Source organism: Kineococcus esterisolvens (genome assembly GCF_050871405.1).
GTDB lineage: Bacteria > Actinomycetota > Actinomycetes > Actinomycetales > Kineococcaceae > Kineococcus.
In genome coordinates this window covers 73,132-95,703 of sequence record NZ_JBJLRI010000006.1, presented here as the reverse complement: position 1 = coordinate 95,703, position 22,572 = coordinate 73,132, and the positions used below count along the sequence as shown (strand labels likewise).

The 22,572-nt window shown below is 75.7% G+C and carries 20 protein-coding genes, 1 tRNA gene and 1 pseudogene; 15 read left to right on the top strand and 7 right to left on the bottom strand.

The window, feature by feature from the left end:
* Nucleotides 1-9 precede the first annotated feature (9 nt).
* The 8 genes from galU to ACRYR8_RS04135 all read left to right on the top strand — a co-directional run bounded on the left by galU (nt 10) and on the right by ACRYR8_RS04135 (nt 6,919).
* Nucleotides 10-936: a UTP--glucose-1-phosphate uridylyltransferase GalU gene (galU, locus tag ACRYR8_RS04170; protein ID WP_432482813.1), complete on the top strand. Its 927-nt coding sequence runs from the start codon at nt 10-12 to the stop codon at nt 934-936.
* On the top strand, nt 933-2,243 hold the full coding sequence (gene glp, locus ACRYR8_RS04165; RefSeq protein ID WP_432482812.1) for a molybdotransferase-like divisome protein Glp: 1,311 nt from the start codon (nt 933-935) through the stop codon (nt 2,241-2,243). Before galU ends, glp begins: the two co-directional genes overlap by 4 nt.
* Entirely contained in the window at nt 2,240-2,749 is a 510-nt protein-coding gene (gene moaC, locus ACRYR8_RS04160) for a cyclic pyranopterin monophosphate synthase MoaC (RefSeq protein ID WP_432482811.1), read from the top strand. The genes glp and moaC overlap by 4 nt, the downstream gene beginning before the upstream one ends.
* Complete coding sequence (locus ACRYR8_RS04155; RefSeq protein WP_432482810.1) at nt 2,742-3,251, top strand: MogA/MoaB family molybdenum cofactor biosynthesis protein; 510 nt, start codon at nt 2,742-2,744, stop codon at nt 3,249-3,251. Before moaC ends, ACRYR8_RS04155 begins: the two co-directional genes overlap by 8 nt.
* 7 nt (nt 3,252-3,258) lie before the next feature.
* Nucleotides 3,259-3,858 (top strand): GNAT family N-acetyltransferase, encoded by a 600-nt coding sequence (locus tag ACRYR8_RS04150; RefSeq protein WP_432482809.1) that lies wholly within the window; start codon nt 3,259-3,261, stop codon nt 3,856-3,858.
* Between the two features lie 124 nt (nt 3,859-3,982).
* On the top strand, nt 3,983-4,885 hold the full coding sequence (locus tag ACRYR8_RS04145) for a SepX/GlpR family protein (protein ID WP_432482808.1): 903 nt from the start codon (nt 3,983-3,985) through the stop codon (nt 4,883-4,885).
* 96 nt (nt 4,886-4,981) lie between these two features.
* Nucleotides 4,982-5,054: transfer RNA gene (locus tag ACRYR8_RS04140), tRNA-Ala, on the top strand.
* A gap of 302 nt (nt 5,055-5,356) precedes the next feature.
* Nucleotides 5,357-6,919: a sugar transferase gene (locus ACRYR8_RS04135; protein WP_432482807.1), complete on the top strand. Its 1,563-nt coding sequence runs from the start codon at nt 5,357-5,359 to the stop codon at nt 6,917-6,919.
* Between the two features lie 21 nt (nt 6,920-6,940).
* Here the strand turns inward: ACRYR8_RS04135 and ACRYR8_RS04130 are convergent, their stop codons facing one another.
* The 4 genes from ACRYR8_RS04130 to ACRYR8_RS04115 all read right to left on the bottom strand — a co-directional run bounded on the left by ACRYR8_RS04130 (nt 6,941) and on the right by ACRYR8_RS04115 (nt 10,694).
* Nucleotides 6,941-8,149, bottom strand: coding sequence for a right-handed parallel beta-helix repeat-containing protein (locus ACRYR8_RS04130; RefSeq protein WP_432482806.1), 1,209 nt, complete (start codon nt 8,147-8,149; stop codon nt 6,941-6,943).
* 185 nt (nt 8,150-8,334) lie between these two features.
* Nucleotides 8,335-8,793: an acyltransferase gene (locus ACRYR8_RS04125; RefSeq protein ID WP_432482805.1), complete on the bottom strand. Its 459-nt coding sequence runs from the start codon at nt 8,791-8,793 to the stop codon at nt 8,335-8,337.
* Nucleotides 8,794-8,844: 51 nt separating this feature from the next.
* On the bottom strand, nt 8,845-9,711 hold the full coding sequence (locus ACRYR8_RS04120; protein ID WP_432482804.1) for a glycosyltransferase: 867 nt from the start codon (nt 9,709-9,711) through the stop codon (nt 8,845-8,847).
* 47 nt (nt 9,712-9,758) lie between these two features.
* Nucleotides 9,759-10,694 carry a right-handed parallel beta-helix repeat-containing protein gene (locus ACRYR8_RS04115; protein ID WP_432482803.1) on the bottom strand — a complete coding sequence of 312 codons (936 nt, stop codon included), beginning with the start codon at nt 10,692-10,694 and terminating at the stop codon, nt 9,759-9,761.
* A 277-nt stretch (nt 10,695-10,971) separates the two neighbouring features.
* Here ACRYR8_RS04115 and ACRYR8_RS04110 point away from each other — a divergent pair, with 277 nt between their 5' ends.
* The 5 genes from ACRYR8_RS04110 to ACRYR8_RS04090 all read left to right on the top strand — a co-directional run bounded on the left by ACRYR8_RS04110 (nt 10,972) and on the right by ACRYR8_RS04090 (nt 17,003).
* Nucleotides 10,972-11,844 (top strand): hypothetical protein, encoded by an 873-nt coding sequence (locus ACRYR8_RS04110; protein WP_432482802.1) that lies wholly within the window; start codon nt 10,972-10,974, stop codon nt 11,842-11,844.
* Between the two features lie 110 nt (nt 11,845-11,954).
* Entirely contained in the window at nt 11,955-13,247 is a 1,293-nt protein-coding gene (locus tag ACRYR8_RS04105; protein WP_432482801.1) for an O-antigen ligase family protein, read from the top strand.
* Between the two features lie 5 nt (nt 13,248-13,252).
* Complete coding sequence (locus ACRYR8_RS04100) at nt 13,253-14,320, top strand: polysaccharide pyruvyl transferase family protein (protein ID WP_432482800.1); 1,068 nt, start codon at nt 13,253-13,255, stop codon at nt 14,318-14,320.
* A 195-nt stretch (nt 14,321-14,515) separates the two neighbouring features.
* Nucleotides 14,516-16,096: a lipopolysaccharide biosynthesis protein gene (locus tag ACRYR8_RS04095; RefSeq protein ID WP_432482799.1), complete on the top strand. Its 1,581-nt coding sequence runs from the start codon at nt 14,516-14,518 to the stop codon at nt 16,094-16,096.
* A complete protein-coding gene (locus tag ACRYR8_RS04090; RefSeq protein ID WP_432482798.1) occupies nt 16,086-17,003 on the top strand; it encodes a glycosyltransferase family 2 protein in 918 nt (305 codons plus the stop codon). Before ACRYR8_RS04095 ends, ACRYR8_RS04090 begins: the two co-directional genes overlap by 11 nt.
* 133 nt (nt 17,004-17,136) lie before the next feature.
* Here ACRYR8_RS04090 and ACRYR8_RS04085 read toward each other — a convergent pair.
* Nucleotides 17,137-17,874, bottom strand: a pseudogene (locus tag ACRYR8_RS04085) (nucleotidyltransferase family protein); the annotation flags it as partial.
* A gap of 322 nt (nt 17,875-18,196) precedes the next feature.
* On the bottom strand, nt 18,197-19,066 hold the full coding sequence (locus ACRYR8_RS04080) for a glycosyltransferase family 2 protein (RefSeq protein ID WP_432482797.1): 870 nt from the start codon (nt 19,064-19,066) through the stop codon (nt 18,197-18,199).
* A gap of 104 nt (nt 19,067-19,170) precedes the next feature.
* Here ACRYR8_RS04080 and ACRYR8_RS04075 point away from each other — a divergent pair, with 104 nt between their 5' ends.
* Together ACRYR8_RS04075 and ACRYR8_RS04070 are read left to right on the top strand one after the other, a co-directional pair.
* Nucleotides 19,171-20,109 carry a glycosyltransferase family 2 protein gene (locus tag ACRYR8_RS04075; RefSeq protein ID WP_432482796.1) on the top strand — a complete coding sequence of 313 codons (939 nt, stop codon included), beginning with the start codon at nt 19,171-19,173 and terminating at the stop codon, nt 20,107-20,109.
* Nucleotides 20,110-20,132: 23 nt separating this feature from the next.
* Nucleotides 20,133-21,305, top strand: coding sequence for a glycosyltransferase family protein (locus ACRYR8_RS04070; RefSeq protein WP_432482795.1), 1,173 nt, complete (start codon nt 20,133-20,135; stop codon nt 21,303-21,305).
* Here ACRYR8_RS04070 and ACRYR8_RS04065 read toward each other — a convergent pair.
* Complete coding sequence (locus tag ACRYR8_RS04065) at nt 21,298-22,509, bottom strand: glycosyltransferase family 4 protein (protein WP_432482794.1); 1,212 nt, start codon at nt 22,507-22,509, stop codon at nt 21,298-21,300. The genes ACRYR8_RS04070 and ACRYR8_RS04065 overlap by 8 nt on opposite strands.
* Nucleotides 22,510-22,572: the final 63 nt, after the last annotated feature.

Genomic DNA, 22,572 nt, shown 5'->3' with positions numbered 1-22,572 from the left:
TCCGGCCCCATGAGCGAACGCGACGAGCGTCCCGGCCGCCCGGTCCGCAAGGCCGTCATCCCGGCCGCCGGCCAGGGGACCCGGTTCCTGCCCGCCACGAAGGCGATGCCCAAGGAGATGCTGCCGGTGGTGGACACCCCGGCCATCCAGTACATCGTCGAGGAGGCCGTGCGCGCCGGCCTGACCGACGTCCTCATGATCACCGGCCGCAACAAGCGGTCGCTGGAGGACCACTTCGACCGCAACGTCGAGCTGGAGGTCGCGCTGCAGGCCAAGGGCGACGAGGCCAAGCTCGCCCGCGTGCAGGAGTCCACGGACCTCGCGCAGGTGCACTACGTGCGCCAGGGCGACCCCAAGGGCCTGGGGCACGCGGTGCTGGTGGCCGAGCGGCACGTGGGCGACGAGCCGTTCGTGGTGCTGCTGGGCGACGACATCGTCGACTCCCGCGACCCGCTGCTCGACAGGATGATCGAGGTGCGCGAGCAGCGCGGCGGCAGCGTCGTGGCGTTCATGGAGGTCCCCGAGGACCAGATCCACCTGTACGGCTGCGCGGTGGCCGAGCCCACCGACACCGAGGACGTCGTGAAGGTCTCCGGGCTGGTGGAGAAGCCCAAGCGCGAGGAGGCCCCCAGCAACCTGGCCATCATCGGCCGCTACCTGCTGGACCCGTCGGTGTTCGCGGTGCTGCACGAGACCCCGCCCGGCAAGGGCGGTGAGATCCAGCTGACCGACGCCCTGCAGGTGCTGGCGCAGTCCGACGCCCCGGGCGGCGGCGTGCACGGCGTCGTCTTCCGCGGCCGCCGCTACGACACCGGCGACAAGCTGGACTACATCAAGGCCGTGGTGCGCCTGGCCAGCGAGCGCCAGGACATCGGGCCGGAGCTGCGCACGTGGCTGGGCGAGTACGTCGCCTCGGGGGCCGGCGCACCCTCGTGAGCGCCCCGCACGTCGGTCCCCACGCCTCCTCGCACGGCGACGGGCCGTTCACCCCGGTCGCCGAGCACGTCCGCACCTGCCTGGACCTGGTGCGACCGCTGCCGCCGCTGGACCTGGCGCTGCGCGACGCGCTGGGCTGCGTGCTGGCGGAGGACGTGGTGAGCCCGCGACCGCTTCCGGCGTTCGACAACTCCGGCATGGACGGCTACGCGGTGCGGCTGCGCGACGTGGAGGGCGCCTCGGAGGAGTCCCCGGTGGGGTTGCCGGTGGTGGTGGACATCGCCGCCGGCAGCGGTGACCCGATGCGCCTGCCGGGTGGTGCGTGCGCGCGCATCATGACCGGCGCGCCGGTGCCGGCGGGCGCGGAGGCCGTGGTGCCGGTGGAGTGGACCGACCGCGGGGTGGCCCACGTGACGGTCCGGCGCGTCCCGCGCCCCGGTCAGCACGTGCGCCGCGCCGGGGAGGACGTGGCGGCCGGCGTGGTGGTCGTGGAGGCCGGCACGCGCCTGCAGCCCCGCCACGTCGGGGTCCTGGCGGCGGTGGGCCGCGCCCGGGTGCGGGTGCGCCCGCGCCCGCGCGTCGTGGTGGTCTCCACCGGCACGGAGGTGGTGGAGCCGGGTGCGGCGCTGGCGCCGGGGCAGCTGCACGACGCCAACGGCTACCTGCTGACCGCGGCGGCCGAGGACGTGGGCGCCCTGGCGTACCGGGTGGGCGTGGTCGCCGACGACGCCGCGGCGCTGGCGTCGGTGCTGGACGACCAGCTGGTGCGCGCCGACGTGGTCGTGACCTCCGGCGGGGTCAGCGAGGGCGCCTACGACACGGTCAAGGAGGTGCTGTCGGGCCGGGCGGCCGAGCGCGCCGGGCACCGGGTGCGCTTCGAGCGGGTCGCGGTGCAGCCGGGCATGCCGCAGGGTGCGGGCACGCTGGGCGAGCAGCGGGTGCCGGTGTTCACGCTGCCGGGCAACCCGGTCAGCTCGTTCGTGTCCTTCGAGGTGTTCGTGCGCCCCGCGCTGCGGCGGATGCTGGGCGCGCAGGGCCCGGACCCGGACCGGCCCCGCGTGCGGGCCGTGGCGGCGGAGCGCTGGACGTCCCCGCCGGCGAAGGAGCAGTACGTGCGCTGCGCGTGGACGCGCGGCCACGACGGCCGGCTGCACGTGGCTCCGGTGTCCGGGCACGGCTCGCACCTGGTGACCGCCCTGGCGCGCACGACGTGCCTGGCCGTGGTACCCGTGGGCACGTCCGAGGTGGAGGTGGGCGACGAGGTGGAGTGCGTGCTGCTGGGACCGCTGCCGGTGGAGCAGCCGTGAGCGGGCGGGCGGGTGAGGGCGGCGAGCGCCTGACGCACCTGGACGACCGCGGTCACGCGCGCGTCGTGGACGTGTCGGCCAAACCCGTCACGGTGCGCGAGGCGCGCGCGGAGGGCCGGGTGCTGTGCTCGCCGCGCGTGCTGGAGCTGATCGCCTCCGGTGGGCTGCCCAAGGGCGACGCGCTGGCGGTGGCGCGCATCGCGGGCCTGCAGGCGGCCAAGCGCACCCCCGACCTGGTGCCGCTGGCGCACCCGGTGGCGGTGCACGCCGTCGAGGTGGAGATCGACGTGGAACCGGGTGCCGAGCAGCCGGGCGTGCTGATCCGCTCGGCGGTGCGCACCGCGGACCGCACGGGCATCGAGATGGAGGCGCTGACGTGCGTGGTCGTCGCAGCGCTGACGTTCGTGGACATGGTGAAGGCCGTGGACAAGCGCACCGTCGTGACGGGGGTTCGGGTGACCGCGAAGAGCGGTGGCCGCTCGGGGGACTGGAGCGTCGATGGCTGAGCGGGTGCAGCGCAGCGCCCTGGTGGTGACGGTGTCGAACCGCGCGTCGGCGGGGGTGTACGCCGACGACTCCGGTCCCGTCGTCGTCGACGGGCTGCGGGGCCTGGGTTTCTCCGTGGACGGCCCCGTCGTGGTCCCCGACGGCGACCCGGTGGAGGAGGCGCTGCGCGACGCGGTGGCCGCCGGGTACGACGTCGTGGTCACCAACGGCGGCACGGGTCTGAGCCCGCTGGACCTAACGCCGGAGCGGACCCGGCGCGTGCTGGACTACGACGTCCCCGGTGTGCCGGAGGCGATCCGGGCGGCGGGCGTGGCGAAGGGGGTTCCCGCGGCGGTGCTCTCGCGCGGGCTGGCCGGTGTCGCCGGGCGCACGTTCGTGGTGAACCTGCCGGGTTCGCCGGGTGCCGCGCGCGACGGCGTGCAGGTCCTGTCGGGGTTCCTCGCCCACGCCGTGGAACAGCTGCACGGTGCCGACCACCGTCGGGCGGGGGGAAACCCGTGAGCCGGCCGTGACGGGTCCCGTCTGGCCGGTGGAGCTCGTCGAGGGCCCGGTGCGGCTGCGGCCGCTGCGCCGTCGCGACGCCGCGCAGTGGCGTGCGGTGCGCGCGGCGAACGCGTCGTGGTTGCGGCCGTGGGAGGCGACGAGCCCGGACCCCGCCGGCCCGGTGCCCACGTTCGGGCAGATGGTGCGGGGTTTCTCCCGCGAGGCGCGCGCGGGGCGGATGCTGCCGTTCGTGGTGGAGCTCGACGGCCGTCTCGTGGGGCAGGTCACCGTCTCGGGGGTGACGTGGGGTTCGCTGCGCTCGGCGCACGTGGGGTACTGGATCGACCAGCGGGTCGCCGGGCGCGGCACGATCCCGCTGGCGCTGGCGATGGTGACCGACCACTGCTTCCGGACGTTGCGGCTGCACCGGATCGAGGTGAACATCCGCCCGGAGAACGCCGCGTCCCTGCGGGTGGCGGCCAAGCTGGGCCTGCGCGACGAGGGGCTGCGCGAGCGGTTCCTGCACATCGACGGCGCCTGGCGCGACCACCGCACGTTCGCCGTCACGGCGGAGGAGGTCCCCGAGGGGTTGGTGGCCCGGTACCGGAACTCGCGCGGTTCCTGACGCGGCGGCTCGCCGGGGTCTGCGCTCGTTCCGGGCGGGGCCGGCCGGGGTTCCCGGTGAATGCACAGGCGACACGCCCGGCACGTGCACGTCGGTGCAGTTGTCAAACCGTAGCGTTGCGCCCGTGCCCGCGAGCAGCCTGATCTTCCTCGTCATCGTCGTCCTGTGGGCTGCCTACCTGGTGCCCTCGGCCATCCGGCGGCGCCGGCACGCGGCCGAGGCCCGCGTCGGCGACCGCGACTCCGGCGCGATGCGCGTGGTGGTGCGGCAGGGACCGGCCGCGCTGGGCCAGACCGCCGCCGTCCCCGGCTCCAGCCGCCCGGTGCTCGCCGGCCCCGCCGCCCGCCCGCAGCTGGCGGCGCCCGCGGCCGCCGCGCCCACCGCTGCCGTGGTGCCGCCGGTGGCGCCGGTGGCGCGCGAGCCCCGCGTGCTGGTGCAGCAGTCCCGCACGAGCCGGGTGGTGCGCCGCCGCCGGCGGCTGCTGGGCGCCGTGCTGGCCGCCGCCGCGGTGACGTGGGTGCTGGTGCTCGCCTCCGTGGCGCCGGCGTGGGCGGCGCTGGTGCCGACGGCGGTGCTGGCGCTGGTCGTGGTGGCGCTGCGCCGCCACGCGGCCCAGGCCCCGGCCCGCCTCGTGGTGCCGACCGCGGTCGTGCCGGCGCCGGCGACGGTGGCCGAGGAGGGGGTCTCCGTGCTGGACGACCTGACCGCGCAGCTGGAGCGGGAGCTGGCGGACGAGGTGACCAGGGTCACCGCTGCGGCGTCCGCTGCGGCCGCCACCGTGCCGGCGCCGCGGCCGGAGACCCCCGCCGCCGCTGCGGGGGAGGGGGCGTCGTGGGAGCCGACCGAGGTGCCGCTGCCGACCTACCTGCTCAAGCCGCGCGCCCGCGTGGTGCGTCCCGCGGCCGGTGCCCCGGTCACCGCGCCGGCCGCCGGGCCGGTCGAGGTGGACGTGGAGGTCGCCGCGCCGTCGGTGCGCAGCCACCGGGTCATCGACGTGCGCGACCACGCCCGGGTCGTCAACGGCTGAGCCGGGGGCGTCCCGGGGGCGACCCCGCGGTGTCGGGACCGCCGGTGCGAGCCTGGTAGTGTTCTTCTCGCTCCCGCGGTCACGGGGAGCGAGCAAGGGGCTGTGGCGCAGCTGGTAGCGCACCTCGTTCGCAACGAGGGGGTCAGGGGTTCGAGTCCCCTCAGCTCCACGTCGTTGAAGAGGCCCCCGCCGGGTTCGGCGGGGGCCTCTCGTCGTTCCCGGGGTCCACTGCCGCTCGACGGGAAGCCGCCCACCACCTCTCGTGCCGTTCCTGTGAACGGAGGTGTCGATGGTGCTGATGTTGCGCTGAGCGGCCGTTGTGGGAGGGTTGCGGAGAACGGGTGAGCGACGGCTACTATCGGTGGCGCAGGTTCACCCGAAAGTACGCAGGTCGCTTGAGGCGGCCGGGTGACCCGGCACCACACCGTCGTGGTCGCGAAGATCTGTAGCAACCTCGACGGGGGGAGAGGCATGGCCGCAGAGGAACTGGCCGCCGGAGAAGTGCGGGTGCTCCCGCTGCAGCAACGACGGGTCATCGACGGCTCCGCCACCTCTGCTCCCTTCCTGCCCGTCTCCCGGCGCCGCCCGGGCGCGACCGGCGCGCACCGCGCCACCCGTCGTTCGGTGTGGCAGCGCGAGTACGTGCGCACCCTCGTCGTCAGCGACGCCCTCGCCGCCCTGCTGGGGGCCCTGCTCGGCTGGGCGGCCCGCTTCGGCGGCTCCCCGCTGCACCTGGGCACCACCAGCGGCATGTCCGTGCTGTGGCTCATGGCTCTGCTGCCGCCGATCTGGGTGGCGGCGGCCGGTCTGATGCGCGCCTACGAGCCGCGCTTCCTCGGGGTGGGGTCCGAGGAGTTCCAGCGGGTCCTGACCGCCGGCACGGCCGTGGTCGCCATGGTGGGGACCCTCTCCTGGGCGTTCAGCCTGGACGTGGCGCGCGGCTTCGTGGTCGTGGCGCTGCCGGTGGCCGGTGTGCTGACGCTGGTGGGCCGGCTCGCGGCGCGCCGCTACCTCCACCGCCGCCGCGCGGCGGGCGAGTGCGTGCAGTCCACCCTCGTGGCCGGGCACCCCGGTGCCGTCGCCGCCCTGGTGCGGCAGGTGCGCCGCGACACCGACCACGGCCTGCGCATCGACGGCGCCTGCACCCCCGGTGGTCGCAGCAGCGTCGAGCTGCAGGAGCTGGACGTGCCGGTGCTGGGGTCGCTGGAGGACGTCGCCGCGGTGGCGCGCCGCTCCGACGTCGACGTGGTCGCCACCCTGACCTGCCCGGAGCTGGACGGCCCCGTGCTGCGCCGGCTGGGCTGGCAGCTGGAGGACACCCGCGCCGACCTCGTCGTGGCTCCCGCCCTGACGGACGTCGTGGGCCCGCGCGTGGTGATCCGCCCCGTCTCGGGGCTGCCGCTGCTGCACGTGGACCGCCCGGAGCTGCGCGGCCTGCGCCACGTCGGCAAGGCCCTGCTGGACCGCGGCTCCGCCGCGCTGGCACTGCTGCTGCTCAGCCCCGTGTTCCTGCTGATCGCGGCGATGGTGAAGCTGGACTCCAAGGGCCCGGCGTTCTTCCTGCAGACCCGCGTGGGCCGCGACGGCCGCGAGTTCACGATGGTGAAGTTCCGCTCGATGGTCACCGACGCGGAGAAGCTGCTCATCGACCTGCGTGAGCAGTCGGAGGGCAACGGCCTGCTGTTCAAGATGAAGCGCGACCCGCGCATCACCCGCGTCGGCGGCTTCCTGCGCCGCTACTCCCTGGACGAGCTGCCGCAGCTGTTCAACGTCCTCACCGGGTCGATGTCCCTCGTGGGCCCGCGCCCGCCGCTGCCCAAGGAGGTCGCCGAGTACGGCGACGACCTGCGCCGCCGGCTGCTGGTCAAGCCCGGCCTGACGGGCCTGTGGCAGGTCAGCGGGCGCTCGGACCTCGACCTCGACGAGTCCACCCGGCTGGACCTGCAGTACGTGGAGAACTGGTCGCCGATGTTCGACGCGATGATCCTCGCGAAGACGGTCAAGGCCGTGGTGAGCGGTCGCGGGGCGTACTGAGCGAGGGCTCCGCGCCGCACGTCACCACGTGTCGGCGGTGATCTCCTTGCCGGTCCAGCCCATGACGTTGCGGCTGATGGCGATGTCCTTGCCCGCCGGGGTGACGATCGCCCCGTAGCGGCTGTTGTCCTCGAAGGTGTTGCCCCGGATGACCAGCCCGCTGATGTTCGCGTCCCCGCGCACGTTGATCGTGTAGGTGCCGCCACCGAGGCGGTTGTCCTCGATGAGGACGTTGGACAACTTCTTCGTGCCCAGCTCGGTGCCGATCATGATGGCCGCGTTGAGCGGATCACCGCCGCTGGACGGGTCCAGCACGTTGCCGCGGATGACGACGTTGGAGCCGGAGGTGGTCTGGGTGGCGTCGCTGTGCAGGCCGTCGATGCGGGACATGCCGTGGATCCAGCTGTCCTCGATGACGACGTTGTGGCCCCAGCGGGCGCCGTCGGCGGAGCCGTGCAGGTTCACCCGGCGCAGCGTGTAGTTGCCCCACCCGACACCGACGTCGGCGCCGGTGGCGTCGATCTCGGTGTCCTCGATCAGCAGGTTGCGCTTGCCCTCGGCGACCTTGACCGCCACCTGGCGGCCCTTCTTGCGGCACACGACCTCGCTGTTGCGGATCACCACGTCGTTCGCGTCCACGACGACGCACCCGACGATCCGCACGCCGTCCAGGACGGTCCCGTCCCGGGTGATCGTCTGGTCGCCGGTCAGGGTGCGCTGCGCGCGCCCGCCGCGCAGGCCGGTCGTGAAGGGGCCGGGGCGCCCGTCGGTGGCCTGCGCGCGCACCTTGCGGGCCGGGCGCTCCACGACGGCGGTCCCGCTGCCGGAGCCGAGGCTGGAGGTGGGGTCCACCACGCGCAGCGACTTCGCGACGCTGCTGCTGCTCTTCCCGCTGACCATCCTGGCGGTGATGCTGGTGCGCCCGGAGAACGCCGACAGGTCCGCGTCGGCGGTGGCGACCCAGTCCCCGTTGGACGCGGGCGCCGCGGTGACGGTGGCGCTGACGGCCTTGCCGCCCACGAGGTACGTGAGGGTGTCGAACGCCTTGGGCGAGCGCGTCGTCAGGCTCACCGTGGTGGCGGGCACGCGGGCGTTGTTGACGCTGGTGCCGGCGTAGGCGATCCACGGCGCGTTGCTCGCCGCCTGGGCCGGGGCCCCGCTCGCGGCGAGGACGAGGGCGGTGCCCACGGCGGCCAGGGCGGCCTTCCAGGTGCGCTTCCTGCCGGCCACGGGAGCCTCCGCTCGACTGTCTCAGGGGACGTGCTGTCCCTTGAGGCATCGGATCGGTGGAGGCGTGAGCGCCATCCCCCCGTCGTGTGAGGCGGACGGGGTGGTTTCTGCAGCGAAGCGTCACGCTCCGTGGCTGGAGGCGGGGGGAGCGGCGCACGGGTCCCCCGGACGGGTGGTGCCCCGGGTCAGACCTGCGGTGCGACGGCCGGGTGGTCGGTGCGCACGAGCCTGCCGTAGGGCCCGACGACGATGTCGCTGCGGATGACGCGGGCGGGGGAGCCGGCCACGATCGAGCCCGGCGGGACGTCCTTGGTGACCACCGCGCCGGCGGCCACGATCGAGCCGTCCCCGATCGTGACGCCGGGCAGCACGATGCTGCCGGCGCCGATGAAGCAGTGCCGGCCGATGCGCGTGTGCGTCTTCTTCGCCCTCGTCATGTCGTGGGCGAGGATGATCGCCTCCAGGGCCACGTAGCTGCGCTCGCCGATGTGGATGCCCTGCGGGTGGGTGCGGTCGAAGCGGGCGGACAGGCTGAACGTCGCCGTGGGGTGGATGTCCATCCCCCACACGCGCACGTTCACCGCGCGCCTGACCCCGACGATCCCCTTGCGCAGCCAGCGCAACTGGTTCAGCGACCTCGGCATCGCGGTGCCTCCTCGGGGCGTGGGCGTGGGCGTGGGCTTGGGCGTGGGCCGTCAGGCGGCGGGGGCGGTGCGGGAGGTGGTGTCACGGTCCCAGGGGGCCTGCGCGCCGGCGCGCAGGCGGCGCCTGGCGCGCAGCCGCGTCAGCAGCCCCACGGCCGCGTACACGGGCACGGACGGCCACAGCCCGGGCCGCGCGGCCAGCCGGCGCGCGGCGGAGGCCGGCTGCGGGCCCGCCCCGGCGGCGGTCGGTGCCGCGGAGACCACGTGCTCGCCGACGCTGAAGCGTGCGCGCGTCTTGATCGCGAGCAGGGCGCCGAGGGTGCGCGGGGGGTGCACGGTGAAGGTCGTGCCGGGCACCGAGACGCGCTCGCCGGGCGCGAACAGGGCCCGCACGAAGGTGTCGTCGCCGGTGGCTGCGGGGAAGCGGCCGAAGCGGGCCCGGCCCTCGCGGGACAGGGCGTACAGCCCCGAGCCGATCAGGTCGTCGGTGACGTACGGCAGCGCCGTCCACACCCGGTAGTAGGCGCGCACCGGCCAGGAGGAGCGGCTGACGTCCACCCGCAGGCGCGGCGCGGCCGCCAGTGCCGGACCCTCGCGCAGCAGGTCGAGGACGCGGCGCAGGTCGTCGCCGTCGACGGTGACGTCGGCGTCCAGGTAGGCGCGGGGGAAGACCGTGCACGCGTCGTCGCCGAGGTCCAGGGCGTTCGCCTTGCCGGGGACCGGGGTCTCCACGACCCGCACGCCGTGGGCGCGGGCCCGCTGGGCGGTGTCGTCGGTGCACGCGTTGGCGACCACCACGACCTCCAGGTCGTCACCCGGCCGCAGGGCGCGCAGGCACCGGTCGATGACGGCGCCCTCGTCGTGCGCGGGGACGACGACGCTGCCCTTCGGCGGCTCCCCGGGGCTCGGCGTGCTCACGCAGCGCACCGTAGCAGTCACCCCCGAGCGTTCGGCCGTGTCGCTGATCACGGTTCCACGACGCGCACGGTCGCCTCGGACCGCTTGCCGGTGTTGTCGTCCGCGACCTGCACCGCGTCCTGCGGGGCCAGCACCGGCCCGTAGCGGGCGCCGTCGCCGAAGACGTTGCCGCGCAGCACGATCCCGGAGACGCCCTCGTCGTCGCGGACGTTGACGCTGTAGTTGCCGCCGTCGAGGTAGTTGCCCTCGATCAGCACGTCGGACAACTGCCCGGAGTCGTTCTCGGCCCCCAGCTGCACGGCGGCGTTCAGGACGTCGCCGGTGCCGGTGTCCGTGGGCACCAGGGTGTTGCCCCGCACGACGATGCCCGTCCCGCCGTTGGACTGCAGGGCGTCGCTGTGGAGGTCGCCGACCCGCACCATGTCGTGGATCCAGCTGTCCTCGACGGTGACGCCGCTGCCCAGGCGGGGCCCGTCGACCACGTCGTGCACCTCCACCCCGCGCAGCGTGTAGCCGCTCCACCCCACGGCGATCTCGGTGCTCCCGAGGCCGTCGATCTCGGAGTCCTCCACGAGCAGGTTCCGGTCCGAGCCCTCGATCACGATCGCGCGCTGCTGGTGCCCGCACCGGATCCGCACGTTGCGCAGGACGACGTCGTCGGCCTTGACGGACACGCACCCGTCGACGTCCAGGTTCTCCACGACCCGGCCGTCCTCGGTGATCGTCAACGGTCCCGACGGCTGCAGCACCGCACCCAGTGGCACACCGGTGTCGTGCGGGCCGGGGAAGCCCTCGGGGATGCCCAGGACGCGGGCCTGCTGCTCCAGGCGCGTGCGCTGCGCGGCGAAGCGGTCCTCCTGCTCCTCCTCCCCGCCGCACGCCCCGGTCAGGAGGACGAGCACGAGGGCGAGCAGGGCGGCGGGGGCGGCGGGGCGGGGCAGCCGGGGCACGGGCACCTCTCGGGAGTCGTCCGGCGTGCTCACCCTCGAGGACACCGCGGCCGGGCGGTCGGGACCAGTCGGGACTGGCGGCGCGGCCAGCATACGAGCGGGCCTTGCACGGACGGTCACCGCGGACGTCGCGACGGCCGCGACCGGTCGACGGAGCCCCGAGCACGTATTCCTGCTACCTCCGGTGACTGTGCAATGCTCTGCGTCGTCAACCGAGGGCCGGGTGGGTGTCACCCGGCCTGACGATGCCCGAGGACGCGCCCTCTCCCGTCCCGGGTGCGCGAGGGAAGACGACGCCGAGGAGAAGTCGATGACCATCGGATCGCTCACGCGGGTGCTCCTGCACCGCTGGTACCTCACCGTCGTGGTCGTCGCCCTCGTGGCCTGGGCCGCGCGCGGGGTGTGGAACCAGGCGGAGCCGGAGTACGAGACCTCCGCGACCTTCCTGGTGACCCCCAGCGTCTCCCTGTCCACGCCCCGGCCGGAGCAGGAGCCCGGGACCCAGCCGGGACCCAGCAACCCCTTCTCGCTGTCCGGCGGGGCCAGCACGCTCGCCGCGACCGTGTCGACGGCGCTGAACACCGCGCCCGTGCAGGCCGGGGTGCTGTCCGCCTTCCCGGACGCGGGCTTCTCCGCCGGCGAGGCGAGCAGCAGCTCCGGCAACCGCACCTACTTCCCCGTCGTGGTGAGCACGACGAGCCCCGAGGCCGGCCCCGCCCTCGTCGAGGCCGCGCTGCAGGCGGCGAGGCAGCAGCTGCTGGAGGTCCAGCAGCGCGTGGAGGCCCCCGCCGACGGGTTGTTCATCGTCATCCAGTCCACGCCGACCGACGGGCCCCGCGAGCTGTACCCGGACCGGGCGCGCTCCGTCGGCGCCATCGCCCTCGGCGGGCTCGCCGCCGGCACCGTGCTGATCGTGCTGATCGACTTCGCCCTCACCTCGCTGGCCGAGCGCCGCCGCCGCCGCGCGTCCACGTCCGGCTCGACGTCCGGCTCGACGTCCGGCTCGACGTCCGGCTCCACGTCCGGCTCGAGCCCCGCTCCCGCGACCGCGGGCGCCGCCGGGCTCGACCTGCGCGGTCCCGACGGCGGCGGGCAGCACAGGGCCGAGCAGGGGGCCGAGCGCGGCGCGCAGGGCACCGGCCAGGCGCGGGCGCGGGCGGGCAGCTCCGCCCGGTCCTCCTGAGCGCCACCTCGGCGGCCGCGTCGATCGGTCGCGCCGTCGCGGACCCGCTGCGGTCCGTCGCGACCCGCCCGCGCCCGCTGCGGATCTCCTGGCTGCCGATCGCGGTGGTCGTGTTCGCCTTCACCCTGCCCGGCAACTTCGTGCTGCCCGGCCCGCTGAAGTCCAACGGCGCCCCCGCCCGGCTGCTGTCCCTGGCCTGCCTCGTCCTGGCGGTCCTCACCGTCCTCGCCGCGCGCCGCCGCCGCGCCGACCGCGAGGACCCGCGCTGGTCCCTCGTGGGCGGCGTCCTCGTGCTCACCCTCGCCGAGGCGTTCTGGACCTACGGCGTCGCGCTCACCAGCCCCCTGGACGCCGCCGAGACCGCCGGGGCGCTGCGCTCGCTCACGGGCTCGCTCAGCGCGACCGGTGTCGGCTTCTACCTGTGGCTGGCGCTGCGCCGCCGCGACGACCTCGACCGGATCCTCGGCTGGATCGTCGGGTGCGCGGCGTTCTCCGCCCTCGTGGCCGCCGCCAGCTGGGCGGGGCTGCTGCCGAGCTGGGCGTCGCTCGTGCGGGCGGTGGGCCTGGTGGAGAACACCCCCACCCTGGGCACCGTCAGCCGCCTGGACTTCCTGCGCGCGCGCGGCACCGGGGAGCACCCCATCGAGTACTCCCTGGGCCTGACCGCGGCCCTGCCGATCGCCCTGCACCTGGCCCGGCACGCCGTCACCGCCCACGGCCGCCGCTGGGCCTCGGTGGCCTCCGCCGTCATCGTCGTCGGCATCCCCCTGTCGGTCTCGCGCACCGCCGTGCTCGGCCTGGTCCTCGGCCTGGCCGTCGCCGTGTCGGTGTGGCCGGCGCGGCAGAAGCTCGCCGCGCTCGTCACCGCCGCCGTCGGCGCCGTGCTCATGTTCGTCCTCGTGCCGGAGCTGTCGCGCTCCCTCACGCAGATCTTCCTGCTGGCGGAGGAGGACGACAGCGTCACCGGGCGGCTGGACGACTACGCCCTCGTCGAGCAGATGTTCCGCGAGAACCCCTGGTTCGGGATGGGCGCCGGCGTGTACCGGCCCGAGACCGGCGGGGTGTACCTCGACAACACCTTCCTGGGGACCCTCGTGGGCGGCGGCGCGATCGGCGTGGCCGTGTTCGTGCTGGTGTTCCTCGTCGGCGGCGCCGTGGCGTGGGACCGCAGCGTGCTGGCCCCCGACGCCGCCGACCGCAGCCTGAACCGCTCGCTGCTGGCGGTCCTCGTGGTCGTGGCCATGGGGGCGGCGACCAGTGACGTGATGTCCTTCCAGCACCCGAGGGTCCTGTTCGTGGTGGCGCTGGGGTTGCTGGCGTCCCGGGCGGGCGCCGCCCGGAGGCGGATCGAGGACGGTGCGAGCGGGCCGGGCGCACCCCGTCCCGCGGGGGCGCGGCGGTGAGCCGGGTGGCGGGTCGCGACGGGACGGACGAGAGGGGCGGGACGGACGTGCAGGACGGGGTGGACGTGCAGGACGGGACGGACGGGGGCGGCGACGCGGTGGGCGCCGGCCCTCCGGTCGTGCAGGCGCTGCGCGCGCGGTTGCTGAGCGACCTGGGGGAGGTCCTGCCAGCGCACCGGTCATGGATCGCCCTGGACTTCCCCATGCACCTCAACTGCGGCGACTCCGCCCTGCACCTCGGGCTGGAGGCCGTCGCGGCCGAGCGCGGGGCGCGGGTCACCAGGATCCTGGACCGCCGTTCCTACCGCCCCGACCTGCTGGATCCCGGCTCGCTGCCCGTGTCCATGGCCGGTGGCACCTGGGGAGGGCTATACCCCACCCACCACGAACTGCGCCTGCGGTTCCTGCGCGACACCCGCGGCAGAGACGCGGTCCAGATGCCCCAGTCCATCGAGCACGTGGACGAGCGACACCGCGATGAGCTGCGCCGGGCGGTCGGCGAGCACGGGCGCTTCACCTTCCTCGTGCGCGACCGGCGCAGCTACGACATCGCGGTGCGGGACTACGACTGCGAGGTGCGCCTCGTGCCCGACCTGGCCTTCGCGCTCGGTGCGCTGCCGCGCGGCACCGCCGGCCGGCCCCTGGTCGTGCAGGCCCGCACCGACCGCGAGGCGGGCGGTGTGGAGGGCTTCGAGGAGACCTTCGACTGGATCACCGCCCCGCCCCGCTCCCGGTCAGCGGTGCTGTTGCGCCTCGCTCGCCGGCTGAACGCCCAGCAGCGGCGCACCGGCGCCCGCCCGGTCGCCGTGGCGGCCAGGACGGCCATGCGGGCACTGGCGCGGGCCAACCTGCAGCGCGCCTGCTCGATGCTGTCCGTGGGGGAGCGGGTCGTCACCGACCGGCTGCACGGGCACGTCATCAGCACCCTGCTGGGCATCCCGCACGTCGTGGTCAACGACAGGTTCGGCAAGGTGCGGGCGCTGCACGAGACCTGGACCGCCGAGGACCCGGGGACGTCGTTCGCGGCCTCCTGGTCGGAGGTCCCGGAGGCGCTGGCGCGGCTGGGGCGCTGATCGCGTTGACCACCCGCGTCGCCCCCTCGCTGCTTGAGGCCGTGAGATGACCGTCGGTACCCTGGGCCGCGCGTGTGACGGTGGGGTCCAGTCGAGTGTGGTCGACCCGGCCTCGGCGCTGGGCGGAGAGAGGTGTTCCTTGCCCGTGCCATCGCCCGTGCCACCGTGTCCGGCGGAGCTCCCGCGAGCTGCGCGGTGACGCCCTCGCTGCGGGCGCGCGCCGCGTCCGGCGTCTTGTGGAGCGGCGCCCAGATGTGGCTCGTGCGCGCCACGACCGCCGGCGCGTTCATCGTCATCAGCCGCCAGCTGCAGCCCGCCGAGTTCGGCCTCGTCGCGCTGGCCATGTCCGTCATCGCCGTTCTGCAGCTGCTCGGCGACAGCGGCATGGCGACCTACCTCATCCGCACCCCCGGACTCGGCGAGCGGCACCGCAGCACCGCGTTCTGGACGAGCATGCTGCTCGCCACGCTCCTCGCCGGCGCGCTCGCCGCGCTCGCCGGACCGGTGTCCGCGCTGTTCGGCGAACCCGGCCTGGCGCCGGTGCTGCGCTGGCTCAGCCTCGGTCTCGTCCTGACGGGCCTGGGCAGCGTGCCCAGCGCGCTGATGCGCCGCGACATGCGCTTCAAGCAGCTGGCCCTGCGCGGCACCGTCGCCACACTCCTCGGCTCCGTGGTCGCCATCGTCCTGGCCCTGCTCGGCGCGGGCGTGTGGGCGCTCGTCGCCCAGAACCTCGTGCGCGGGGTCGTCAACGTCGCCATCACCTGGTCGGTGGTGCACTGGTGGCCGCGGTTCCTGCTGGACCGGCGCGAAGCCCGCGCGATGCTCACGTTCGGGAGCAAGCTGCTGAGCATCGACCTGTTGCTGCAGGCCCGCACGCGCGGCGAGGAGTTCGTGATCGCCGGGGTGGCCGGCGCCACGACCCTCGGGTTCTGGGCGCTGGCGAACCGGCTGGTGAAGATCATCCAGGAGACGGGCAGCTCCGTCGTCAGCACCGTGGCCACCCCCGCCTTCGCCAAGCTGCAGGACGACCGGCCGAGGTTGTTCCGCGCCTACGAGTCGGCGTTGTACACCGCCGGGCTCGTCATGTTCCCCGCCATGCTGCTGCTCGCCGTCACCAGCACCGACCTCGTGCCGCTGCTGCTGGGCGAGCAGTGGGCCGTCACCTCCCGCGTCGCGCAGGTCGTCGCCCTCTCCGCCGCCCTCGCGGTGTTCAGCCAGTTCGACCGCGCCGTGTTCGTGGCCGTCGGCACGCTGCGCCCCGAGGTCGTCATGGTCAGCGTCATCGTCGCCCTGCACCTCGGGATCGTCGTGGTCCTTCTCCCGCACGGGCTCCTCTGGGTGGCCGTCGGCCTGCTGGCGCGGGTCGTGCTGGCCCTGCCGGTGCGCCAGGTTGTGCTGCACCGCACCGTCGGGCTGCCGCTGCGCAGCTCCCTCAAGGCCTGGCGCGTGCTCCTCGCCGCGGTCGTGATGGCCCTGCTCGTGCAGGTCTCCTCCCTCCTGCTGGACGACGCCGAGGCGTGGCTGCGCGTGGTCGTCGCCCTCGCGGTCGCCGCCGCCACCTACCCGGTGGCGCTGTGGCTGGTGGCGCGCCCGGTCGTGCGCAGCGTCCTCGCCGACGTGCGCGGCCTGCGCCGCCGGCGGCCGGCCGCACCGCCGGCCCAGGCGCCGTCCGAGGACGCCGTCGCGGTCGGCGCCGCACCCGGCACCGCCGTCACCCCGGACGTCCCGCCCACCGTCACCCCGACCCCAGGAGCTGGCACCGACCGTGAGCGCTGAGCCCACCACCGCCCCCGCGCCCGACGCCGCCCCGGCCGACCGGGCCGTCGACGTGTCCGTCGTCGTGCCCTGCCTGAACGTGGTCGGCGTGGTCGAGGAGCAGCTCGCCGCCCTGGCCGCGCAGGACTACGGGGGCACCTTCGAGGTGGTCCTGGCCGACAACGGCAGCACCGACGGCCTCGCCGACCACGTGCCCGGGTGGGCGCAGCGGTACGGGCTGGACCTGCGCCACGTCGACGCCTCCGACGTGCGCGGCGTCAGCCACGCCCGCAACGCGGGGCTTCGCGCGGCGCGCGCCGACCTGGTCGCCGTCTGCGACGCCGACGACGTCGTGGTCCCCGGCTGGCTGCGCGCCCTCACCGACGCCGCCCGCGACGCCGACCTCGTGGCCGGCACCATGGACGTGGTCACGCCCAACGACGCGGTGCGCCGCGAGTGGCGCCCCGGCCCCGCCCCCGGGCAGCTGCAGACCCGCTTCGGGTTCCTGCCCTTCGCGATGGGCTGCAACGTCGCCGTGCGCCGCGAGGTCGCGCTCGCGGTCGGCGGCTGGGACGAGTCGTACGTGGCCGGCGGCGACGACGTCGACTTCAGCTGGCGGGTGCAGCTGGCCGGGCACCGCATCGCCCTGGCCGAGGACGCCGTCGTCCGCTACCGCTACCGCACCGACCTGAAGGGCACCGCCCGCCAGTTCCGCGACTACGCCCGCAACGAGGCGCGCCTGCTGGCGCAGTACCGCGAGCACGGTGCGGTGCCGCCGGACGGCGTCTCGCGCTCGGACCTGGTGTGGCTGCTGCGGCACTGCTACCACGTGCTGCAGGGCCCCGGCCGGCGCGGGCGGTGGGTCTGCCGCGCGGCCCGGCTCCTCGGGCGCGAGCAGGGCCGGCGGCGCTACCAGCGCACGGGCTAGGCCCGCCCCGCCCCGCCCCGGTCAGGGCGTGCGGGGGCCGCAGCGCGGTCGCGGCGGTGCCCAGCACCGCCCACGGCGAGCGGCCGGCCAGGGCGCGCAGCGCCGGTGCCGGGACGGGAGCGCCCAGCACGTCGCGGGCGCGGCCCAGGGCCATCGCCACCGGCAGGCCGGTGCCGGCCCCGGCGCACCGCTCCGCGAGCACGTCCCAGCCGCGCCGGGTCGCCGCGCCCAGGCGCAGGTCGTACAGCCACAGCAGACGCCACGCGCCGCTGAGGCAGGCGTGCAGCGCGAGGTGGTGCAGCTGGTCGTCCGGGTCGAGCACCGGTGCGGGCGTGCCCAGCAGCGGGACGGGCCGGGTGCGCCCCAGCAGCGACGGCACGTCCACGCGGAAGCGGGAGCGGCGCGCGGGGCGGTTCACCAGGTGCCAGTGCAGGTCCAGGAACGTGCCGTGCGGCAGGGCGACCGCGATCTCGCCGGCGCCGGCGGCGCGGATGCCCGCCCGGTCGGGGTCCATCGCGCGGGCCCCGCGGGCCTCCAGCGCGCTCAGGGCGTCCCCGAAGGCGGCCGGGTGCACGAGCACGTCGAGGTCGTGGAACTCGCGGGGGGCGCCGGCGTGCAGGGTGGCGGCGACGGCGGGGCCCTTGAGCACCGCCCAGGGCAGGCCGTCCAGGGCCTCGGCGACCACGCGCAGGTCCAGCTGCACCGTCAGCCGCCGGGCGCCCTGCACGACGGCGGCCCGGTGGGTGGCCGCCCGCAGCGGGGCGAGCGCCCGCCCCGGTGCGGTGGCCAGCAGGTGGTCCAGGGAGGGGCCGACGCGGTGGTGCGCCGCGACCCGGGCCAGGGCACCGACCTCGACGCCCGCCGGGTCCACCGCGCGCTCGCGTGCGGGACCGGGTGCCCCGGCCAGCACGGAGCGCGCGAAGGCTCCCGCAGCGCGCAGCGCGCGGCGGGAGCCTTCGGGAGCACTCGGAGGGCGCCGGAGGAGCAGTCGCAGGAGACCGTGTGGAGCGGCTTGCCGGCGACGAAGTCGCCGTCGCTGGTGACGCCGAACTCCTTGGGGCTGGCCAGGGTCGGGTCCGCCAGCGACCCCGGGGTCGTCAGCGCCGGTGCTTCGCGGGGTCGTGCCACGGGGTCCTCCTGGTGCCGGGCCAGGGCGAGGTCGTCGACCCGGGCTCCGCCGGTCCCCGCCGTGCTCAGCGGTACTTCACCGCGGCCGCGGCGCGCCCGTAGCGCATGTAGAAGGCGCCCACGACGTACGCCAGGCGGCTGCGCGGGCCGTCCAGCTCCGCGGCGCGCACCGCCCGGGCCAGCGCCCCCACCGGCGGCACGAACGCCTTCGCGGTCAGCGCGCCGGGGGGCTCCTCGCCGTTGCGCACCCGCAGCTGCCGGCCGTGCTGCACGCGGCACAGCTTCGTCCACGCCTCGGCGTAGGACTCGCGGGCGGGGTGGCGCACGACGGCATCGTGGACGTAGGTCAGCGGGAAACCGGCCGCGACGGCGCGCCCGCACCACTCCGCGTCACCGCCGGAGGGCAGGTCGGCGTCGAAGGGCCCCACCGCGTCGAACACGTCCCGCGGCACCACGAGGTTCGCGGTCACGGCGAAGCCCCGCGGCACGGTGCGGTCCTGGCGGAAGGCGTTGACGACCTCGAAGGCCTCCACGGGGTGCGGGCGGCGGGCGTCGCGCGGGTACACCCGCACCCGACCGGCGACGACGCGCGCCCCCGCCTCCAGGGCGCGCACGGCCGCCGACACCCACGAGGGGTCCGGCAGGGTGTCGGAGTCGGTGAACGCCAGCACGTCCCCCCGCGCCACCGCGACGGCGGCGTTGCGGGCGGCGTAGGAGCCCGGTCGCGGCTCCGACAGCACCGTCACGCGCGGGTCGAGGTCGGCCAGGTCGGTGCGCGGCTCGCGCGAGCCGTTGTCGGCCACGACGATCCGCAGCTTCTCGGCGGGGTGGTCCTGGACCAGCAGCGCGCGCACGCACGCCTCCAGGCGCGGGTCGTCCTTGACGGGGACGACGACGTCGACGGTCGGCGCGCTGGTCGGGGCGGCGCTCGGCATGGGGACGGGCGTCCTTCCGGGGGCGGGCTGCCTGGGGGTGGTGGGCGCATCGTCGCACACCCGGCGTTGCGCCCCAGCGACCACGCGTAGCAGGATCCCGCTGCGTGAGCGCCCTCAGCGAGACCGCCGAGCGGGAGCCCGCGACGCCCTCCCCGCCCCCCACCGCCAGCGTCGTGGTGCCCGTGCACGACGGCGTGCAGGAGCTGCGCCGGTGCCTGTCGGCGCTGCTGCGCCAGGACTACCCGGCGGGCAGGTTCCGCGTGATCGTCGTGGACAACGCCTCCCGCGAGGACGTCTCGGCGGCCCTGCCCGACGACGAGCGGTTCGTGCTGCTGTCCGAGCCGGTGCCCGGTTCCTACCGCGCCCGCAACCGCGCGCTGGCCGAGGCCGACGGTGAGGTGGTGGCCTTCACCGACGCCGACTGCACGCCGGAGCCGGACTGGCTGCGCCGCGGCGTGGAGGCGCTGCGGCGCACCGGCGACCACCTGGCCATGGTGGGCGGTGCGGTCGAGCTGACCTTCCCGGCCGGGCGGCCGCGCACCGCGTGGGAGCTCTACGAGGCCGCGCACGCCTTCCCGCAGCGCGAGTACCTGGCCAAGCAGCGCTTCGCCGTCACCGCGAACCTGTTCACCTGGCGGTCCGCGCTGGAGGAGATCGGCCCGTTCGACGCCTCGCTGGCCTCGCGCGGCGACGCGGAGTGGGGTCAGCGCCTCGCCGCCCGCGGAGGGGCCCAGGGGTACGCCCCCGACGCGGTCGTGCACCACCCGGCCCGGTCGACGTGGTCGGCGATGTGCACCAAGACGCTGCGGGTGGCGCGCGGGCGCCGCGACGTCGACCTGGCCCGGGGGCGCGGCAGGCGGCACTTCCTGGGGGTCGCCGCGGCGCACGTGCGGCTGGGTGCCGTGGGCGTCGTGCGTCCCCCCGCACCGGCGCACCTGCTGTCCACGCGCTCGGCCACGGCCCGCTACGTGGCCGCGTACTCCACCGCCAGGGCGCTGTACGTCGCGGTGAACCTCGCCACCGGCGTGCGGCCGCGTCTTTGACACCGGCTGCGCGGAACGGTCAGATGACCGCTGTGGAGGACGTCCTGTTCTACGGCAGCAGTCCCTGGGACGAGACCTGGCTCACCGAGCACTACCTGTCGGAGGCGCTCTCGCAGCGGGTCCGGGTGCTGTTCGTCGACCCCGCCTTCAGCGTCCTCACCCCGCTGCGCCGCCACGGCGCCGTGGCGGGCGCCCGCCGCGTGGCCGGGTTGCTGGCCCGCCCCCGGCGCAGCGAGGGCCACGTCCACGTCCTGCGCACCACGGCGCTGCCCCCCAAGGAGAACCGCTGGGCGCGCGCGGCGTCCGCGCCGTGGCGGCGCGCCCAGGTCCAGCGGGCGGTGCGGGCCGCGGGGCTGGACGTCGGTCTCGTGGTGACGGCCGCCGCGTTCGACGACAGCACCTGGATCCCCGACGGCGCGGTGCGCGTCTCGATCGTCAAGGACTGGCTCGAGGCCGGTGCCCACCTCACCGGGCTGCCCGCCGAGGTGGTGCGCGAGCGGCAGCAGCGCACCTGGCGCACGGCGGACCTCGTCTGCGCGATCTCCACGCGGCTGCAGGACCGGCTGCGCGAGGAGGGCGTGGAGGCGGAACTGCTGCGGCACGGTTCGCTGTCCGCCCGGACGGCCCCGGTTTCCGGCCGGCCGGTGCCGGCGGCGCTGAGCGCGCTGCCGCGCCCGCTCATCGGCGCCGTCGGCCGCATCGACGCCCGCTGGGACCACGCGGCGCTGGCGGCGGTGGCCGAGGAGAACCCCGGCGGTTCCGTCCTGCTCATCGGGCCGGTCAGCCCGCGCGCCGACCGCGGTGCCCTCGAGCGTTTGCAGCGGCTGCCGAACGTGCACCTGCTGCCCGCGGTGCCCAACGTGCAGTTGCCCGCGTGGGTGGAGGCCCTGGACTGCGCCACGGTGCCCTACGTCGACGACCCGTGGCAGCGCTACGCCTCCCCGCTGAAGATCTGGGACTACCTGCGGGCGGGGACCCCGACCGCGGCGACGGGCTGCCCGGCGCTGGGGGAGTTCCCCGACGGCCTGGTCCACTTCGCCCTGCCGTCGCGCGAACTGCCCCGGCTGGTGCGCGAGGCGCTCGCCGAGCCCGCGGAGAACCGCCAGCACCGCACGGCGTTCGCGGCCGCGAACACGTGGGACGACCGCGCCGCGCAGCTGCTGGGGCTCGCCGCGTCGCGCCGCGCCCTCAGCTGAGGGCGGCGGCGCCGGGGCGGCGGGGCAGGAACTCCGGCAGTTCCGCGGTGCCCGGGTCCACGCCCAGCCCCCGCACGAGGCGGCCCGCCAGCGCCGGCCACGTGAACAGCGGTGACCTCGCCGCGGCCCGTGCCCCAGTCCCCGCCGCCGTCGAGGGGTCGCTGAACCGGCGCATGGCCTCCAGCACCGCGTCGGTGTCGGTGGGGTCCACCACGACACCCCCGTCGCCGATGAAGTCCGCCGACCCGCCGTTCGTGCCGCCGATGCTCGGCAGGCCGGCGGCGGCCGCCTCGGTGAACACCACGCCCGCGGGTTCGTACAGGGAGGGCATGACGAAGCACGTGGCCGCGTCGAAGAGCCCCTGCAGGCGCGCGCGCCCCTCGGGCGTGCCGCGCGGGATCCGCCCGTGCGTGCGGACCCCCGGGGCGGAGATCTCCGGGTGCCCGCCCACGACGTCGAGCGTGGCGGCGGGGTGCTCGGCGCGCAGCCGGGCGAACGCCTCCAGGACGCGGGGGCCGTTCTTGCGCGTGAAGTCCAGGCCGACGAACAGGAACCTCGGGACGGAGAAGTCCCGCTCAGGGCTGCGCGGGACCTCGTGCGTGCCGGCGCCCACGACGCGCACCCGCCCGGCCGGCACGCCGTAGTCGGACTCCGCGGAGTCCGCCGCCCAGCTGCTCGTCATGCAGCACGTCGTGGCGGAGACGTAGGCCTCGGCCTGCACGCGCAGCCGCGCCTCGACGTCCCGGCGGCGCATCGCGTCCCAGTTGGCGTACGGGTACCGCAGGGCCTGCGCGACGGTCATGTCGTCGTAGACGACCCTCGGCAGCTCGGTGCGCACGAGGTAGCCGGCGCCCAGCTGCACCACGCCGTCGAGGCCGCGCAGCGCGTCCAGGCGCCGCTGGCCGGTCCGGCTGCGCAGCGCGGCCAGGTGCGCGCCGACGAGCGCGGCGCTGTACCCGCGGCGCAGCCGCTCGCGCGGCGGCAGGCCGGCCCCGCCGCGGCGGTGCAGCGGGCTCAGCGCCAGGGCGAGGCCCCGCTCCAGCCGCGGGTCGGGCCGCACGTCGACCGGGACGACGTCCACGCCCCAGTGCCTCAGCCCCTGCAGGACCCCGTAGGGGGTCCCGGAGCGGACGGTGGGGTCGGTGGCGTCCCCCGGGAACAGCACCGCCAGGCGCAGACGGAGGGAGGGGCGGTCGTCCGGCATGGCGTCAGGGTAGGGCATCGGTCACGCAGCGTCGCCAACGCTGCCGGGGTCCGCATGCGCCGC

What these genes read in the sequence shown, in the direction of transcription:
- ACRYR8_RS04155 (WP_432482810.1), top strand. Translation starts at nt 2,742, where the DNA reads ATGGCTGAGCGGGTGCAGCGCAGCGCCCTGGTGGTGACGGTGTCGAAC.
- ACRYR8_RS04135 (WP_432482807.1), top strand. Translation starts at nt 5,357, where the DNA reads ATGGCCGCAGAGGAACTGGCCGCCGGAGAAGTGCGGGTGCTCCCGCTG.
- ACRYR8_RS04080 (WP_432482797.1), bottom strand. Translation starts at nt 19,066, where the DNA reads ATGCCGAGCGCCGCCCCGACCAGCGCGCCGACCGTCGACGTCGTCGTC.
- ACRYR8_RS04125 (WP_432482805.1), bottom strand. Translation starts at nt 8,793, where the DNA reads ATGCCGAGGTCGCTGAACCAGTTGCGCTGGCTGCGCAAGGGGATCGTC.
- ACRYR8_RS04070 (WP_432482795.1), top strand. Translation starts at nt 20,133, where the DNA reads ATGACCGCTGTGGAGGACGTCCTGTTCTACGGCAGCAGTCCCTGGGAC.
- ACRYR8_RS04065 (WP_432482794.1), bottom strand. Translation starts at nt 22,509, where the DNA reads ATGCCGGACGACCGCCCCTCCCTCCGTCTGCGCCTGGCGGTGCTGTTC.
- ACRYR8_RS04110 (WP_432482802.1), top strand. Translation starts at nt 10,972, where the DNA reads ATGACCATCGGATCGCTCACGCGGGTGCTCCTGCACCGCTGGTACCTC.
- galU (WP_432482813.1), top strand. Translation starts at nt 10, where the DNA reads ATGAGCGAACGCGACGAGCGTCCCGGCCGCCCGGTCCGCAAGGCCGTC.